This is a genomic window from Paraburkholderia sp. (genome assembly GCF_024281035.1).
Classification (GTDB): Bacteria; Pseudomonadota; Gammaproteobacteria; order Burkholderiales; family Burkholderiaceae; genus Paraburkholderia.
Genome location: NZ_JAMXLH010000051.1, coordinates 24,530 through 37,987, shown reverse-complemented (window position 1 = coordinate 37,987; position 13,458 = coordinate 24,530). Strand labels below are relative to the sequence as shown.

Here is a 13,458-nt window from a genome sequence, read left to right as displayed (position 1 = left end):
CCGCGCCCAAAGCGCATATTCAGGCCAGACAGGACGAGCCGGTCGCCATAGCCGAAATCGACGTCGCGCAGCTCCAACAGGGTCTCAGAGGGTGAAGGCACGTAGGCTGACAATCCATTTACACGAAGGCGGGATTATAGGGCCATCATGGAAAAAAAGCCGTGACGCACCCTGTCCCAAACGTCGGCCGGTCACCACAAAACAACACAAACCGGCCCCCCTTACCGGCGGCGCATAACTGCAGTTCAGCCGTCCGGTCGAAGGGGCATTATTGCGTAAACGCGTTTTGCAGCGCAGCGACGGCCACAGCCGGATCGGCCGCCTCGGTGACCGCACGCACAACCGCCGCGCTGCCCACCCCGGTCGCGAGCACCTGCGGCAGCACCGCGCCGTCGATGCCGCCGATCGCCACCAGCGGCACGACGCCGTCCAGCAGCTTCACGTAGCGCGCAAGGCGCGCCAGGCCCTGCGGCGCGGTCGGCATAACCTTGGTCGTCGTGGGGAATACCGCGCCGAGCGCAACATAGCTCGGGCGGAAATGCACCGCGATCAGCATTTCGTAGTAACCGTGCGTCGACAGGCCCAGGCGCACGCCAGCCGCCGCCAGCGCGCCGAGATCCGCATCGCGCAGATCCTCCTGGCCGAGGTGCACGCCATAGGCGCCGGCCGCCAGCGCCTCGCGCCAGTGGTCGTTGATGAACACGCGGGCATCCGCGTGCTTGCGCCCTGCCGCGACACAGCGTTCTATTTCACGCACCAATTCAGGCGACTTCGGCTGCTTGCTGCGCAATTGCACGGTCCTCGCGCCGTAGTCGAGCACGCGTTCGACCCAGTCGGCAGTCGGCAGCACCGGATAAATGCCGAGCCTTTCGGGGCACGGCGCGAAAGCCTGCGCCGGCGCGTCGGGCAATCCCGGCACGCGCGGAAAGCGCGAGAAGTCGACGGGCCAGGCGTCTTCGCGCGCTTCGTCGCCGTCACGCCAGGCGAGCGCCAGTACGAGCGCATCGTGCGGGTCGAAACCGCAGTCGAGGAACGCCGCCAGCGCGGGGATCCAGTCTTCGGCCAGCTCGCCCTCGAGCGCGTAGCGCTCGCCGCCGAGATGCAGCGTCGCCCGGCCAGGCGCCGCTTCGATCACGCCCGCGCCATCGAGCATCCAGCGCGCGATGTTCGCCAGGTGCGGCGCGGCGTCGGTCACGACGATCAGATCGCCGCCGTTCGGCGCGTCCGGTGGCGTGAGACAGATGCGCCACGGCGCGTGTGTGGGCGGCCAGTCGCCGAGGCGCGCGCGGATGCGCTCGGTCGTGGCGGTCAGGCCGTCGGCGGGCGGCCAGAAGAGTTCGCGCGCCTGCAGTCGCAAGGTTTCGGTCATCACTTGCCTCCGTCCTGGTTCCAGAACGGCATGCCGACGACCGGCGTACTCGCAACCGCCGCCTCGCGCTCGGCCATCGGCCCGGCGAGATACGCGGCGCGGCCCGCCTCGACGCCGAGCGCGAACGCGCGCGCCATCGCATCGGGATGCGTGGCCTGCGACACCGCAGTGTTGAGCAGCACGCCGTCGAAACCCCACTCCATCACCTGCGCCGCATGCGACGGCACGCCGAGCCCCGCATCGACGATGAGCGGGACGTCCGGCAGGCGCTCGCGCAACACACGCAGACCGTACGGATTGATCACGCCCTTGCCGGTGCCGATCGGCGCGCCCCACGGCATCAGCGCCTCGCAGCCCGCATCGAGCAGGCGGCGGCCCATCACGAGGTCTTCGGTGCAATACGGCAGCACCTTGAAGCCGTCACGCACGAGCCGCGAGGCCGCTTCGATCGAGCCGATCAGATCGGGTTGCAGCGTGTAATCGTCGCCGATCACTTCGAGCTTGATCCAGTCGGTTTCGAAGATTTCGCGTGCCATGTGCGCGGTGGTCACCGCCTCCTCGACGGTGTAGCAGCCCGCCGTATTCGGCAAGAGCGGCACGCCGTGGCGCTTCATCAGATCGAAGAAGCCGTTGGTGGCCGCGCCGTTGGCCAACTGGCGGCGCAGCGCGATGGTGACCATGCCGGGGTGCGCGGCGTCGATCGAATCGGAGAGCGACTGCAGCGACGGATAGCGCGACGTGCCGAGCAGCACGCGGCTTGCGAAGGTTTCGCCGTAGAGCGTGAGCGCGTCGGAGTTCGGAAGAGTGGTGGTCATGGAGATGGGATTCCTGGAGTCTGATTTATTGGATGTGTCTGGATCTGCTTCGATGTGCTTCGCTGTGTCTGGCTGTGTTCAGCGCCCGGTCAGCCGCCCGCGACGGGGCTCACGACGTCCATGCGGTCGCCCGCCTGGAGCGTGCGCGCGGCATGCTGCGCGCGCGCGACGAAGTCGCCGTTGACCGCCACGGCAAAAGGCGGGCGCGCACCATACGCGACGAGCGCGTCGGCAACCGTCGCGCCTTCGGGCAGCGTGAGCCGCTGCTGGTTGACGTCTATGTCCATGTCGATTCTGTTCAATGTGTATTGCTGAATGTATTTCCGACCGTATTTCTGACGATCTGCGCTCAATCGGGCTCGCGCGCGTCCTTCACGTGCAGCATCGCACTCCAGCGCGATCCGCGGCGCAGTGTCTCGAATGCATCGGCATCGGCAATGCGGCCCTCGATGAGCGCCTGCGCGCACCGCACCGCTTCGTCGGCCACTTCGGGCGCGATCATGAAGCCGTGCCGGTAGAGGCCGTTCACGCGCAACGTCCGCGCACCGTCCCAGACCAGCGCGGGAAGGTGATCGGGCAAGGTCGGCCGGCACTGCGTGTTGAGTTCGAGAATGCGCGCCTCGCCGAACGCCGGATGCACTGCATAGGCAGCACTCAGCAGTTCGAGCGCGGAGCGCACGCTCATCGGCGACAGGTCCTCGCCCTCGATCTCGGTCGCGCCGATCACGTAGACATCGTTCTGCTTCGGCGCGACGTAGATCGGATAACGCGGATGCAGCAGGCGCACCGGCCGCGTCAGCCCGATGCCGGGCGCGTGGACGCGCACGACCTCGCCGCGGATACCGCGTAACGCGGGCAGCGCGGGTTTCGCACCCAGCCCGCGCGTGTCGATGGTGAGGCGTGCGCGCGGCGGATCGGCGTCGTCGACTGCGGTGTTCCAGTGCGTCTCGACGCCCCGCTGCGCAAGCCCCGCTGCCAGCGCGCGCAGCGCCTGGCGGTTGTCGAGCTGGCCGTCGCCCGCCAGCAGCCAGCCGCGCCCAAAGCGCCCGGCGAGCGCGGGCTCCGCCGCGTCGAGCTGCTCGCCCGCGAGCGCAATGAAGCGCTCGTCGGCGAGCCAGTGCGGCGCGTTCGCGCGCACGTGGCGCTCGAAAAGCGGGGCTTCGGTGCGATCGGCGCGATGCCAGACGACGAGCGTGCCGTTGCGCTGGAAGAAGACGGGCTCGGGCAGTTCCGCAAGGATGCGCGGCCAGGTTTCGAGCGATGCGACGCCCAGCTCGGTGACGAGCCGCTCGGCGACGGCGGACTCCGCGAGCGGCGCGAGCATCGCGGCGGCCACCCAGGCCGCCGAGTTGGAACCGTCGGCGCCGCCGCGCTCGTAGAGCGCGACGCGATGGCCCGCGCCCGCGAGGCGCCACGCGACGAGACGCCCGCACAGGCCACCGCCGAGGACGGCGAAATCGGGCATCGAGGAGGTGGATCGAGTGTCGTTCATGACGGCACCCTGATGGACGACCCGGCGCGCGCGAACGCAAGGCTGCACGGCGCGCCTGAGCACACACTCAAGCACGCGCCGAGGCACACGCCGAAGCACGCAGGACGGGTTGATTGAATCGAGAAATAAGCGGTCATTGCATCCTTTCCGTACGGTAACAACGAACGTACCCAAGGACGAAACCGGCTGGCAAGGCCGACCGGACAGGCGATGCACAGATGGGACGCGGGTCCCGCGCTTGCCCGGCGGAGAGCTGGATCGGGTTCCAGCTAGATCTTCCAGAAACTTCCCTCGCCGGTATTACCCGGATCGGGTGCAAAGGGTCTCTCTCAGCCTCGCTGCGACATGCCAGCAAAGCACCCCTGTTTCGTCAGCGCCCATTAGACCATAAAAGCCGCGAGCCCAGCAAACCCGCACGGGCACGGCCTTCGCCGCGCGATTGGTGCCGGATTGGCGCCTGATTGGCGCGGCGTGAGTGCCGGGTCGGCGCCCGGTTGCTGCCCGGTTGCTGCCCGGTTGCTGCCCGGTCGCTGCCGGGTTGGTGCAAGCGCGTACGGTGATCTGAGCACGCGCTCTGGCACAATGCCTTCTGACAGCGCGACACGCCGGGCGCTCTGTGCCAGTGAGACAATGAGCTTCGCAATCGATCTCCGATTAAGCTCCGCTTAAGCGCGCCCCGACAGAATCGCTGCACCGCGCGCCTCGCTGCACGCCTGGCCCATACCGGCTGCTGGCCGGACCACCCATCGGGACATACATGACCAACCTTTCTCCCCGCGACACGCCGGATCAGGATGAGCGGATCTCGGCCTGGCGCCTGATCAAGCCCTATTGGGTGTCCGAGGAACGCTTGATCGCCTGGGGCCTGCTCGTCGCGATCGTCGTGATGAATCTGCTCATCGTGTGGATCAACGTGCGGCTCAATTTCTGGAACCGCGATTTCTTCAACGCGCTGCAAGCCAAACAGGCCAAACAGTTCTGGCATCTGTTGCTCGTCTTCACGGGCCTCGCGTTCGCTTACATCATTCTCGCCGTCTACAAACGTTATCTGACCCAGATGCTCAGCTTCCGGTGGCGTCAGTGGCTCACCACGCGTTTTCTCGGCGACTGGCTTGGCGAAGGCACCTTTTACCGCATCGAGCGAGACCGCCTCACCGACAACCCCGACCAGCGGATCAGCGACGATCTGCAATCCTTCGCGACCACCACGCTTTCGCTCACGCTGGATCTCTTTTCCACGGTCGTCACGCTTTTCTCGTTTATCACCATCCTGTGGACCGTTTCGGGCGCGGTCTCTTTTACGCTGGCCGGGCATCCGATCAGCATTCCGGGCTACATGGTCTGGATCGCCGCGCTCTATGCAGCCATCGGCTCGTTTATCGTGCACAAAGTGAATCACCCGCTCGTGTCGATCAACTACCAGCAACAGCGCGTCGAAGCCGATTTCCGCTTCGGTCTCATTCGTCTGCGTGAAAACGCAGAGCAGATTGCGCTGTACCACGGCATGGATGTCGAGCGGAAGAACGCGCAAGGTCTCTTCCAGCACATCCGCGATAACTGGTGGCTGGTCATGAAGTACACGCGGCGGCTCATTTTCGTGCAGGCTTTCTACGGCCAGGTATCGGGCATCTTTCCGCTCGTCGTCGCGGCCCCCCGTTATTTCGCCGGTGCGATCGAGTTCGGCGTGGTAACCCAGATCGCCGGCGCATTCGGCACCGTGAGCGATTCGTTCTCGTGGTTCATCAACAGTTATTCGACGTTGGTCGAATGGCGCGCCACCGTCAACCGTCTGCGCGAATTCGGGCGTGTGGTCCACTCGCCGCGCCTGAAGGAAGCCATCTCGCCCGCCACGGAGCACGGCGGCATCAATCTGCATTTCGTCGACGCCAACGCGCTCTCCACCGACAACCTGAAGCTCGCACTGCCCAACGGCGAGACGCTCTCCGAAGTGCGCGACGTCGCCATCAAGCCGGGCTCGCGCTGGCTCGTGCGCGGCCCCTCGGGCGCGGGCAAGAGCACGCTGATGCGCGCGCTCGCAGGCCTCTGGCCGTTCGGCGAGGGCTCGATCGACGCGCCCGTCGACGCACGCATGATGTTCATCCCGCAGCAGAGCTATCTGCCGATCGGCACGCTCAAGGCGGCGCTCACGTATCCTTCCGCCCCCGACACCTATAGCGACGACGACTGCCGCGAAGCACTGCGCGCCTGCCGTCTCGAAAGTTACGTGGATCGGCTGGGCGAATCGGCGCACTGGACGCGCGTGCTCTCGCCGGGCGAGCAGCAGCGGCTTGCGGGCGCGCGCGTGCTGTTGCACAAGCCCGACTATCTGTTCCTCGACGAAGCGACGAGCGCGCTCGACCCCGACAACGAAAGCCGCCTCTACAAGCTCTTCAACGATCGCCTGCCGAAAGCGGCCATCGTGAGCGTCGCGCATCGCGAGTCGCTGGCTTCCTTCCACGACGAAACACTCGACATCGCGCGCATGCCCGAAGAGCGGATCGCCGCATAAGGGTGGACGGGTTCACGCGCTGGCGAGCGCCACGCTCGCCAGCGCTTCGTAGCGCGCGCCCTGGCGGGCGAGCGTACTCGAATAGAGCACAAGAGACGTGAAGCGCAGCGGCGGCAGCGCCTGCGCATCGCACGCGAGCGTCGCCGACGCCGCATCGCGCGTAAAGCGCGCAATCGTGACGTGCGGGCGGAACGCGCGTGCGTCGAGCGGCAAACCCACGTCGAACATCAAGGAGCGCACGCGCCAGTCGAGCGCGACGAACGCATCGGACATCGCCAGCACGGCGACCATCAGACGGGGACGCACACGGTTCGGCCAGCACTCGATCTTCGTGACCGGCGTGGGCGGAATCGAGACGGCGTGCTCCTGCAGGCGGTGCGCCAGCGTTTCGCCCTGCTCTTTTCCCAACATCCCGATGAACGCGACAGTCAGGTGCAATTGCGCATATGGCACGCGCCGTGCGTTGGGCGGAACGGCGAGCACGGCGAGTGCGTCGCGCGAGGGCGCGTCGGGCGTGAGAGCGATGAAGCAGCGCTTCCACGGATCGCTGTTCGAGGCTTCTGACATGGTCGGAGCGGTATCGGTCGCGCGGTTCGGGCGCGGTTCGGGTGCGGTTCGGGTGCGGTTCGGGTGCGGTTCGGGCGCGGTTCGGGCGCGGTTCGGGTGCGGTTCGCGTCATGGTAGCGCGTCGGCGGCCAATGGCTGGCGAACCATGCATTGCGCGGCGCTTGCCGGGCATCCGGATCGTGCGCGCAAAGGAAGAAGCGGAAGAAGCCGGGCCACCCTCCTCGCATGTCGACCGGAGTTAGCGCTTTGGCGCTTACTCTGGTCCCATGCAAAGCTGGTGCCCGGCTTCGTGGTACGACGCGGGTACGGCTCGTATTCGGCGCGATGACGTCACGCTGACGTCACGCCAACAGACAAATTAACGCGGCAACTCCGAGCTGCCCATCAGGAACGCGTCGACCGAACGCGCACACTGACGGCCTTCACGAATCGCCCAGACGACGAGCGACTGGCCACGACGCATGTCGCCTGCGGCGAACACCTTGTCGACGGACGTGTAGTAAGCCTTCTCGCCTTCGGTCGAGGCGCGCACGTTGCCGCGCGGGTCCTTGTCGACGCCGAACGCTGCGAGCACCTGCGACACCGGCTGCGTGAAGCCCATCGCGAGCAGCACGAGGTCGGCCTTCATTTCGAACTCGGAATCCGGCACTTCGACCATCTTGCCGTCCTTCCATTCGACGCGCGCGGCGACCAGCTTCTCGACCTTGCCGTTCTTGCCCTCGAAGCGCTTCGTCGCAATCGACCAGTCGCGCTGGCAGCCTTCCTCGTGCGACGACGAGGTGCGCAGCTTGACCGGCCAGTACGGCCACACGAGCGGCTTGTTCTCCGCCTCGGGCGGCTGCGGCAGCAGTTCGAACTGCGTCACGCTCTTCGCGCCGTGGCGGTTCGAGGTGCCGACGCAGTCGGAACCCGTATCGCCGCCGCCGATCACGACAACGTGCTTGCCCTTCGCCAAAAGCTGACCGGCGAGCTTGTCGCCCGCGTTGACCTTGTTCTGCTGCGGCAGAAAATCCATCGCGTAGTGGACGCCCTGCAGCTCACGGCCCGGCACCGGCAGATCGCGCGGCGTTTCCGCGCCGCCCGCGATCACCACGGCATCGAACTGTTCCTTCAGGTCGTCCGGCGTGATGGTTTCGCGCGCCGTGTTGCCGATGTATGCCGGCAGCTCGCCCTTGCCGATGAACACGTTGGTGCGGAACGTCACGCCCTCGGCTTCCATCTGGCGCATGCGGCGGTCGATCTGCCACTTCTCCAGCTTGAAATCGGGGATGCCGTAGCGCAGCAGGCCGCCGATGCGGTCGTTCTTTTCGAACACCGTCACGTCGTGCCCGGCGCGCGCGAGTTGCTGCGCGGCAGCGAGGCCCGCGGGGCCCGAGCCGACGACGGCAACCTTCTTGCCGGTCTTGTGCTTCGCGATCTGCGTCGTGACCCAGCCTTCGGCCCAGGCTTTATCGATGATCGCGTGCTCGATCGACTTGATGCCGACCGGCTCCTTGTTGATGTTGAGCGTGCACGCCGCTTCGCACGGCGCCGGGCAGATGCGGCCCGTGAACTCGGGGAAGTTGTTCGTCGAGTGCAGCACTTCGATCGCCGACTTCCAGTCCTGGCGGTACACCAGGTCGTTGAAGTCCGGGATGATGTTGTTGACCGGGCAGCCGTTGTTGCAAAACGGAATGCCGCAGTCCATGCAACGCGCGCCCTGGATCTTCGCATCCGCATCGGACAGCGCGGCCACGAACTCCTTGTAGTGCTTCACCCGCGTGAGCGGTGCTTCGTACGCCTCATGCTGGCGCTCGTACTCGAGAAAACCGGTTACCTTACCCATTTGGCTCTCGTCTATCCATGAATTCGGTGAGGGGATCGGCGCCCGCGCTTCATGCACTGCATGCGCTGCGCGGCGGGCGCCCCTTCGTCTTTACGTCGTGCCGTCAGGCGGCGAGCACTTCCTGGCTCGCCTTCTTCGCGCCGATCTCGGCCAGTGCGCGCTTGTATTCCGTCGGGAACACCTTCACGAAGTGCCGGCGCGACGCGTCCCAGTTTTCCAGCAGCACCTTCGCACGCGGCGAGCCGGTGAACTGGAAGTGACGCTCGACGAGCCCCTTGAGCAGCGCCTCGTCGGTCTGGCCCGTGTGCCACAGCGCGCGGTCCACGGTGCGCTCCTGCTCGGCCTGCTGCAGCACCGGATCGAGCGTGACCATCGAGCGGTTGCACTTGCCTGCGAACGCGCCGTCCGGGTCGTAGACGAATGCGACGCCGCCCGACATGCCGGCCGCGAAGTTGCGGCCCGTCTCGCCGAGCACGGCGACGGTGCCGCCCGTCATGTATTCGCAGCCGTGATCGCCCGTGCCCTCGACGACCGCCGTCGCACCCGAGTTGCGCACGCAGAAGCGCTCGCCCGCGACGCCGCGCAGGAAGGCTTCACCCTCGATCGCGCCGTACATCACCGTGTTGCCGCAGATGATGTTTTCTTCGGACTTGCCGCGGAAATCGTTGGTCGGACGGATGATGATGCGACCGCCCGAGAGGCCCTTGCCGACGTAGTCGTTGCCGTCGCCGACGAGGTCCAGCGTGATGCCCTTCGCGAGGAACGCGCCGAAGCTCTGGCCCGCCGTGCCCTTGAACTGGATGTGGATCGCGTCGTCGGCGAGGCCGTCGTGGCCGTACTTCTTCGCGACCACGCCCGAGAGCATCGCGCCAACCGTACGGTTCACGTTGCGCACCGGCTGAATGAACGAGACGTGCTCGCCATTCTCGATTGCGGCCCGCGCCTTTTCGATCAGCGTATGGTCGAGCGCGCGAGAGAGGCCGTGATCCTGCGACTCGACGTGCAGACGCGCGACTTCGGCGCCCACTTGCGGCTGGTAGAACACGCGCGAGAAGTCGAGACCCCTCGCCTTCCAGTGCTCGATGCCGCGGCGCGTGTCGAGCAGGTCCGCACGGCCGATGAGGTCGTCGAACTTGCGGATGCCGAGCTGCGCCATGATTTCGCGCACTTCTTCAGCCACGAAGAAGAAGAAGTTGACGACGTGCTCGGGCTGGCCCGAGAACTTCGAGCGCAGCACCGGATCTTGCGTCGCGACGCCGACCGGGCAGGTGTTCAGATGGCACTTGCGCATCATGATGCAGCCTTCGACGACGAGCGGCGCCGTCGCGAAGCCGAATTCGTCCGCGCCGAGCAGCGCGGCGATTGCGACGTCGCGGCCCGTCTTCATCTGGCCGTCGGCCTGCACGCGAATGCGGCCGCGAAGCTGGTTGAGCACGAGCGTCTGCTGGGTTTCGGCGAGGCCGAGTTCCCACGGCGAGCCGGCGTGCTTGATCGACGAGAGCGGCGACGCGCCCGTGCCGCCGTCATGACCGGCGATCACGACGTGATCGGCCTTCGCCTTCGCCACGCCCGCGGCCACCGTGCCCACGCCCACTTCCGACACGAGCTTCACCGAGATCGACGACGACGGATTCACGTTCTTCAGATCGTGAATGAGCTGTGCGAGGTCTTCGATCGAGTAGATGTCGTGGTGCGGCGGCGGCGAGATGAGGCCCACGCCCGGCACCGAGTAACGCAGCTTGCCGATGTACTCCGAAACCTTGTGGCCCGGCAGCTGGCCGCCTTCGCCAGGCTTTGCGCCCTGCGCCATCTTGATCTGGATCTGGTCCGCCGAAGCAAGGTACTCCGCCGTCACGCCGAAGCGGCCCGACGCGACCTGCTTGATCTTCGAGCGCAGCGAATCGCCGTCCTTGAGCGCGATGTCCCTCACGACTTCCTTGCCGATCACGGATTGCAGCGTGTCGCCTTCCTTGATCGGAATGCCGCGCAGTTCGTTGCGATAGCGGTTCTCGTCTTCGCCGCCCTCGCCCGTGTTCGACTTGCCGCCGATGCGGTTCATCGCGATGGCGAGCGTGGCGTGCGCTTCGGTCGAAATCGAGCCGAGCGACATCGCGCCGGTGGCGAAGCGCTTGACGATTTCCTTCGCCGGTTCGACGTCGTCGATGGAGATCGCGCGCATCGGATCGATGCGGAATTCGAACAGGCCGCGGAACGTCATGTGACGCTTCGTCTGGTCGTTGATGAGGTGCGCGTATTCCTTGTACGTCTGGTACGAGTTGCTGCGCGCCGAGTGCTGGAGCTTGGCGATCGCATCCGGCGTCCACATGTGGTCCTCGCCGCGCACGCGGTAGGCGTACTCGCCGCCCGCATCGAGCATGTTCGCGAGGACCGGGCTGCCGCCGTAAGCGTCGCGATGCAGGCGAATCGCTTCGTCCGCGACTTCGAAGAGGCCGATGCCGCCGACCTTCGACGCCGTGCCCTTGAAATACTTGCCGACGAGCTCTTCCGCGAGGCCGATCGCTTCGAAGATTTGCGCGCCCGTGTACGACATGTACGTCGAAATGCCCATCTTCGACATGACCTTCTGCAGGCCCTTGCCGACCGCCTTCGTGAAGTTGTAGACCGCCTTCTCCGGCGACAGGTCGCCCTTCTGGCTGCTGGCCAACTGCGCGAGCGTTTCCATCGCGAGGTACGGGTGCACGGCTTCGGCGCCGTAGCCCGCGAGCAGGGCGAAGTGGTGCGTCTCGCGCGCCGAGCCCGTTTCCACGACGAGACCCGTGCTCGTGCGCAGGCCTTGCGACACGAGGTGCGTGTGGATCGCGGAGGTGGCGAGCAGCGCCGGAATCGCGACGTTGTCGCGGTCCGTGCGGCGGTCCGAGACGATCAGAATGTTGTAGCCGAGCTTGACCGCATCGACGGCTTCCGCACACAGCGAGGCGAGACGCGCTTCGATGCCTTCCTTGCCCCAGGCGACCGGATAGCAGATGTTCAGTTCGTAGGAGCTGAACTTGCCGCCCGTGTACTGCTCGATCGCGCGGATCTTCGCGATGTCCTTGAAGTCGAGCACCGGCTGCGACACTTCGAGACGCATCGGCGGGTTGATGTTGTTGGTGTCGAGCAGATTCGGCTTCGGGCCGATGAACGACACGAGCGACATCACCATGTTCTCGCGGATCGGGTCGATCGGCGGGTTCGTGACCTGCGCGAAGAGCTGCTTGAAGTAGTGATAGAGCGTCTTGTTCTTGTTGGACATGACCGCCAGCGGCGAGTCGTTGCCCATCGAGCCGATTGCCTCTTCACCGGCCATCGCCATCGGCGCCAGCAGGAACTTGATGTCTTCCTGCGAATAGGCGAACGCCTGCTGACGGTCGAGCAGCGTGGCTTCGGCGCGCGCGGTCGCGACGTCTTCGGCCTTCGGCTCGATTTCGTCGAGCTTGATGCGCACGGCGTCGATCCAGCTCTTGTACGGCTTGGCGTTCGCCAGGTTGTCCTTGAGTTCCTTGTCGTCGATGATGCGGCCGTGCTCCATGTCGATCAGGAACATCTTGCCCGGCTGCAGACGCCACTTCTTGACGATCTTCGATTCGGGGATCGGCAGCGTGCCCGCTTCGGACGCCATGATGACGAGTTCGTCGTCGGTGACGATGTAGCGCGCCGGACGCAGGCCGTTACGGTCGAGCGTCGCGCCGATCTGACGGCCGTCCGTGAAGGCGATCGCGGCGGGGCCGTCCCACGGCTCCATCATCGCGGCATGGTATTCGTAGAACGCGCGGCGGTTCTCGTCCATCAGCGTGTGTTGCTCCCACGCTTCGGGAATCATCATCATGACCGCGTGCACGAGCGGATAGCCCGCCATCACGAGCAGTTCGAGACAGTTGTCGAACGATGCCGTATCCGACTGGCCCGGATAGATCAGCGGCCAGAGCTTCGGCAGGTCGTCGCCGAGCACGTGCGAGGCGATCGCGCCGGTCCGCGCGTTCAGCCAGTTCACGTTGCCCTTCACGGTGTTGATTTCGCCGTTGTGGGCAATCATGCGGTACGGGTGGGCGAGTTCCCACGCCGGGAAGGTGTTCGTCGAGAAGCGCTGGTGCACGAGCGCCAGCGCCGAGACGACGCGCTCGTCTTGCAGGTCGCGGTAGTACACGCCGACCTGGCCCGCCAGCAGCAGGCCCTTGTAGACGACCGTGCGCGCCGAGCACGACGGCACGAAGTATTCCTTGCCGTGCTTGAGTTTGAGCGCCTGGATGCGGTGGCTCGCGGTCTTGCGGATCACGTAGAGCTTGCGTTCGAGCGCGTCCGTGACCATCACGTCCTTGCCGCGGCCGATGAAGATCTGGCGGATCAGCGGCTCGCTCGCCTTGACCGTGGGCGAGATCGGCATCGCATGGTCGACCGGCACGTCGCGCCAGCCGAGCACCACCTGGCCTTCGGCGCGCACCGTGCGCTCGAGTTCCTGTTCGCACGCGAGGCGCGAAGCATGTTCCTTCGGCAGGAAGATCATGCCGACGCCGTATTCGCCAGCCGGCGGCAGCGTCACGCCTTGCTTGGCCATCTCTTCGCGATAGAAGGCGTCCGGAATCTGGATCAGGATGCCCGCGCCGTCGCCCATGAGCGGATCGGCGCCGACGGCGCCCCGATGGTCGAGGTTCTCGAGAATCTTCAGCCCTTGCTGAATGATTTCGTGGCTCTTCTTGCCCTTGATATGGGCGACGAAGCCGACGCCGCATGCGTCGTGTTCGTTTTGCGGGTCATAGAGACCTTGCGCGGCGGGCACCGCGGCGCGCTGCTGGTGATCGTTCATGGGGACACCGTCCAAGAATGGCCAATGGCTGGCCGTTGATTCCGTCTTTTAGTTTCCCGCCGCTTGCGTGACCGCGGTAC

8 protein-coding genes, 1 pseudogene and 1 riboswitch are annotated in these 13,458 nt (G+C 65.8%); of the genes and pseudogenes, 1 reads left to right on the top strand and 8 read right to left on the bottom strand.

Going from position 1 to position 13,458, the window contains the following annotated elements:
* The 5 genes and pseudogenes from Q0L30_RS17700 to Q0L30_RS17680 all read right to left on the bottom strand — a co-directional run.
* A pseudogene (locus Q0L30_RS17700) lies at nt 1-101 on the bottom strand (ABC transporter ATP-binding protein); the annotation flags it as partial.
* A gap of 167 nt (nt 102-268) precedes the next feature.
* Nucleotides 269-1,369 (bottom strand): thiamine phosphate synthase, encoded by a 1,101-nt coding sequence (thiE, locus tag Q0L30_RS17695; protein WP_296659078.1) that lies wholly within the window; start codon nt 1,367-1,369, stop codon nt 269-271.
* Nucleotides 1,369-2,184, bottom strand: a complete 816-nt coding sequence (locus tag Q0L30_RS17690; protein WP_296659076.1) for a thiazole synthase — start codon at nt 2,182-2,184, stop codon at nt 1,369-1,371. The genes thiE and Q0L30_RS17690 overlap by 1 nt, the downstream gene beginning before the upstream one ends.
* Before the next feature lie 89 nt (nt 2,185-2,273).
* The gene (thiS, locus tag Q0L30_RS17685) at nt 2,274-2,471 is read right to left on the bottom strand and encodes a sulfur carrier protein ThiS (protein WP_296659073.1); all 198 of its coding nucleotides are present in this window, start codon (nt 2,469-2,471) and stop codon (nt 2,274-2,276) included.
* Between the two features lie 62 nt (nt 2,472-2,533).
* Nucleotides 2,534-3,676: an FAD-dependent oxidoreductase gene (locus tag Q0L30_RS17680; protein WP_296659071.1), complete on the bottom strand. Its 1,143-nt coding sequence runs from the start codon at nt 3,674-3,676 to the stop codon at nt 2,534-2,536.
* Between the two features lie 269 nt (nt 3,677-3,945).
* A riboswitch (TPP riboswitch) is annotated at nt 3,946-4,050 on the bottom strand.
* 383 nt (nt 4,051-4,433) lie between these two features.
* Between Q0L30_RS17680 and Q0L30_RS17675 the strand changes: the two genes are divergently transcribed.
* On the top strand, nt 4,434-6,185 hold the full coding sequence (locus Q0L30_RS17675) for an ABC transporter ATP-binding protein/permease (protein ID WP_296659069.1): 1,752 nt from the start codon (nt 4,434-4,436) through the stop codon (nt 6,183-6,185).
* 12 nt (nt 6,186-6,197) lie between these two features.
* Here the strand turns inward: Q0L30_RS17675 and thpR are convergent, their stop codons facing one another.
* The 3 genes from thpR to Q0L30_RS17660 form a co-directional block, all read right to left on the bottom strand.
* Nucleotides 6,198-6,752 carry an RNA 2',3'-cyclic phosphodiesterase gene (gene thpR, locus Q0L30_RS17670; RefSeq protein WP_296659066.1) on the bottom strand — a complete coding sequence of 185 codons (555 nt, stop codon included), beginning with the start codon at nt 6,750-6,752 and terminating at the stop codon, nt 6,198-6,200.
* Nucleotides 6,753-7,110: 358 nt separating this feature from the next.
* Nucleotides 7,111-8,577, bottom strand: a complete 1,467-nt coding sequence (locus Q0L30_RS17665; RefSeq protein WP_296659064.1) for a glutamate synthase subunit beta — start codon at nt 8,575-8,577, stop codon at nt 7,111-7,113.
* Nucleotides 8,578-8,680: 103 nt separating this feature from the next.
* Nucleotides 8,681-13,378 (bottom strand): glutamate synthase-related protein, encoded by a 4,698-nt coding sequence (locus tag Q0L30_RS17660; protein ID WP_296659061.1) that lies wholly within the window; start codon nt 13,376-13,378, stop codon nt 8,681-8,683.
* Nucleotides 13,379-13,458 lie beyond the last annotated feature (80 nt).

Excerpts from the sequence above, each read along its gene's own strand:
- thpR (WP_296659066.1), bottom strand. The coding sequence starts at position 6,752 with ATGTCAGAAGCCTCGAACAGCGATCCGTGGAAGCGCTGCTTCATCGCT.
- thiS (WP_296659073.1), bottom strand. The coding sequence starts at position 2,471 with ATGGACATAGACGTCAACCAGCAGCGGCTCACGCTGCCCGAAGGCGCG.
- Q0L30_RS17660 (WP_296659061.1), bottom strand. The coding sequence starts at position 13,378 with ATGAACGATCACCAGCAGCGCGCCGCGGTGCCCGCCGCGCAAGGTCTC.
- Q0L30_RS17690 (WP_296659076.1), bottom strand. The coding sequence starts at position 2,184 with ATGACCACCACTCTTCCGAACTCCGACGCGCTCACGCTCTACGGCGAA.
- Q0L30_RS17665 (WP_296659064.1), bottom strand. The coding sequence starts at position 8,577 with ATGGGTAAGGTAACCGGTTTTCTCGAGTACGAGCGCCAGCATGAGGCG.
- thiE (WP_296659078.1), bottom strand. The coding sequence starts at position 1,369 with ATGACCGAAACCTTGCGACTGCAGGCGCGCGAACTCTTCTGGCCGCCC.
- Q0L30_RS17680 (WP_296659071.1), bottom strand. The coding sequence starts at position 3,676 with ATGAACGACACTCGATCCACCTCCTCGATGCCCGATTTCGCCGTCCTC.
- Q0L30_RS17675 (WP_296659069.1), top strand. The coding sequence starts at position 4,434 with ATGACCAACCTTTCTCCCCGCGACACGCCGGATCAGGATGAGCGGATC.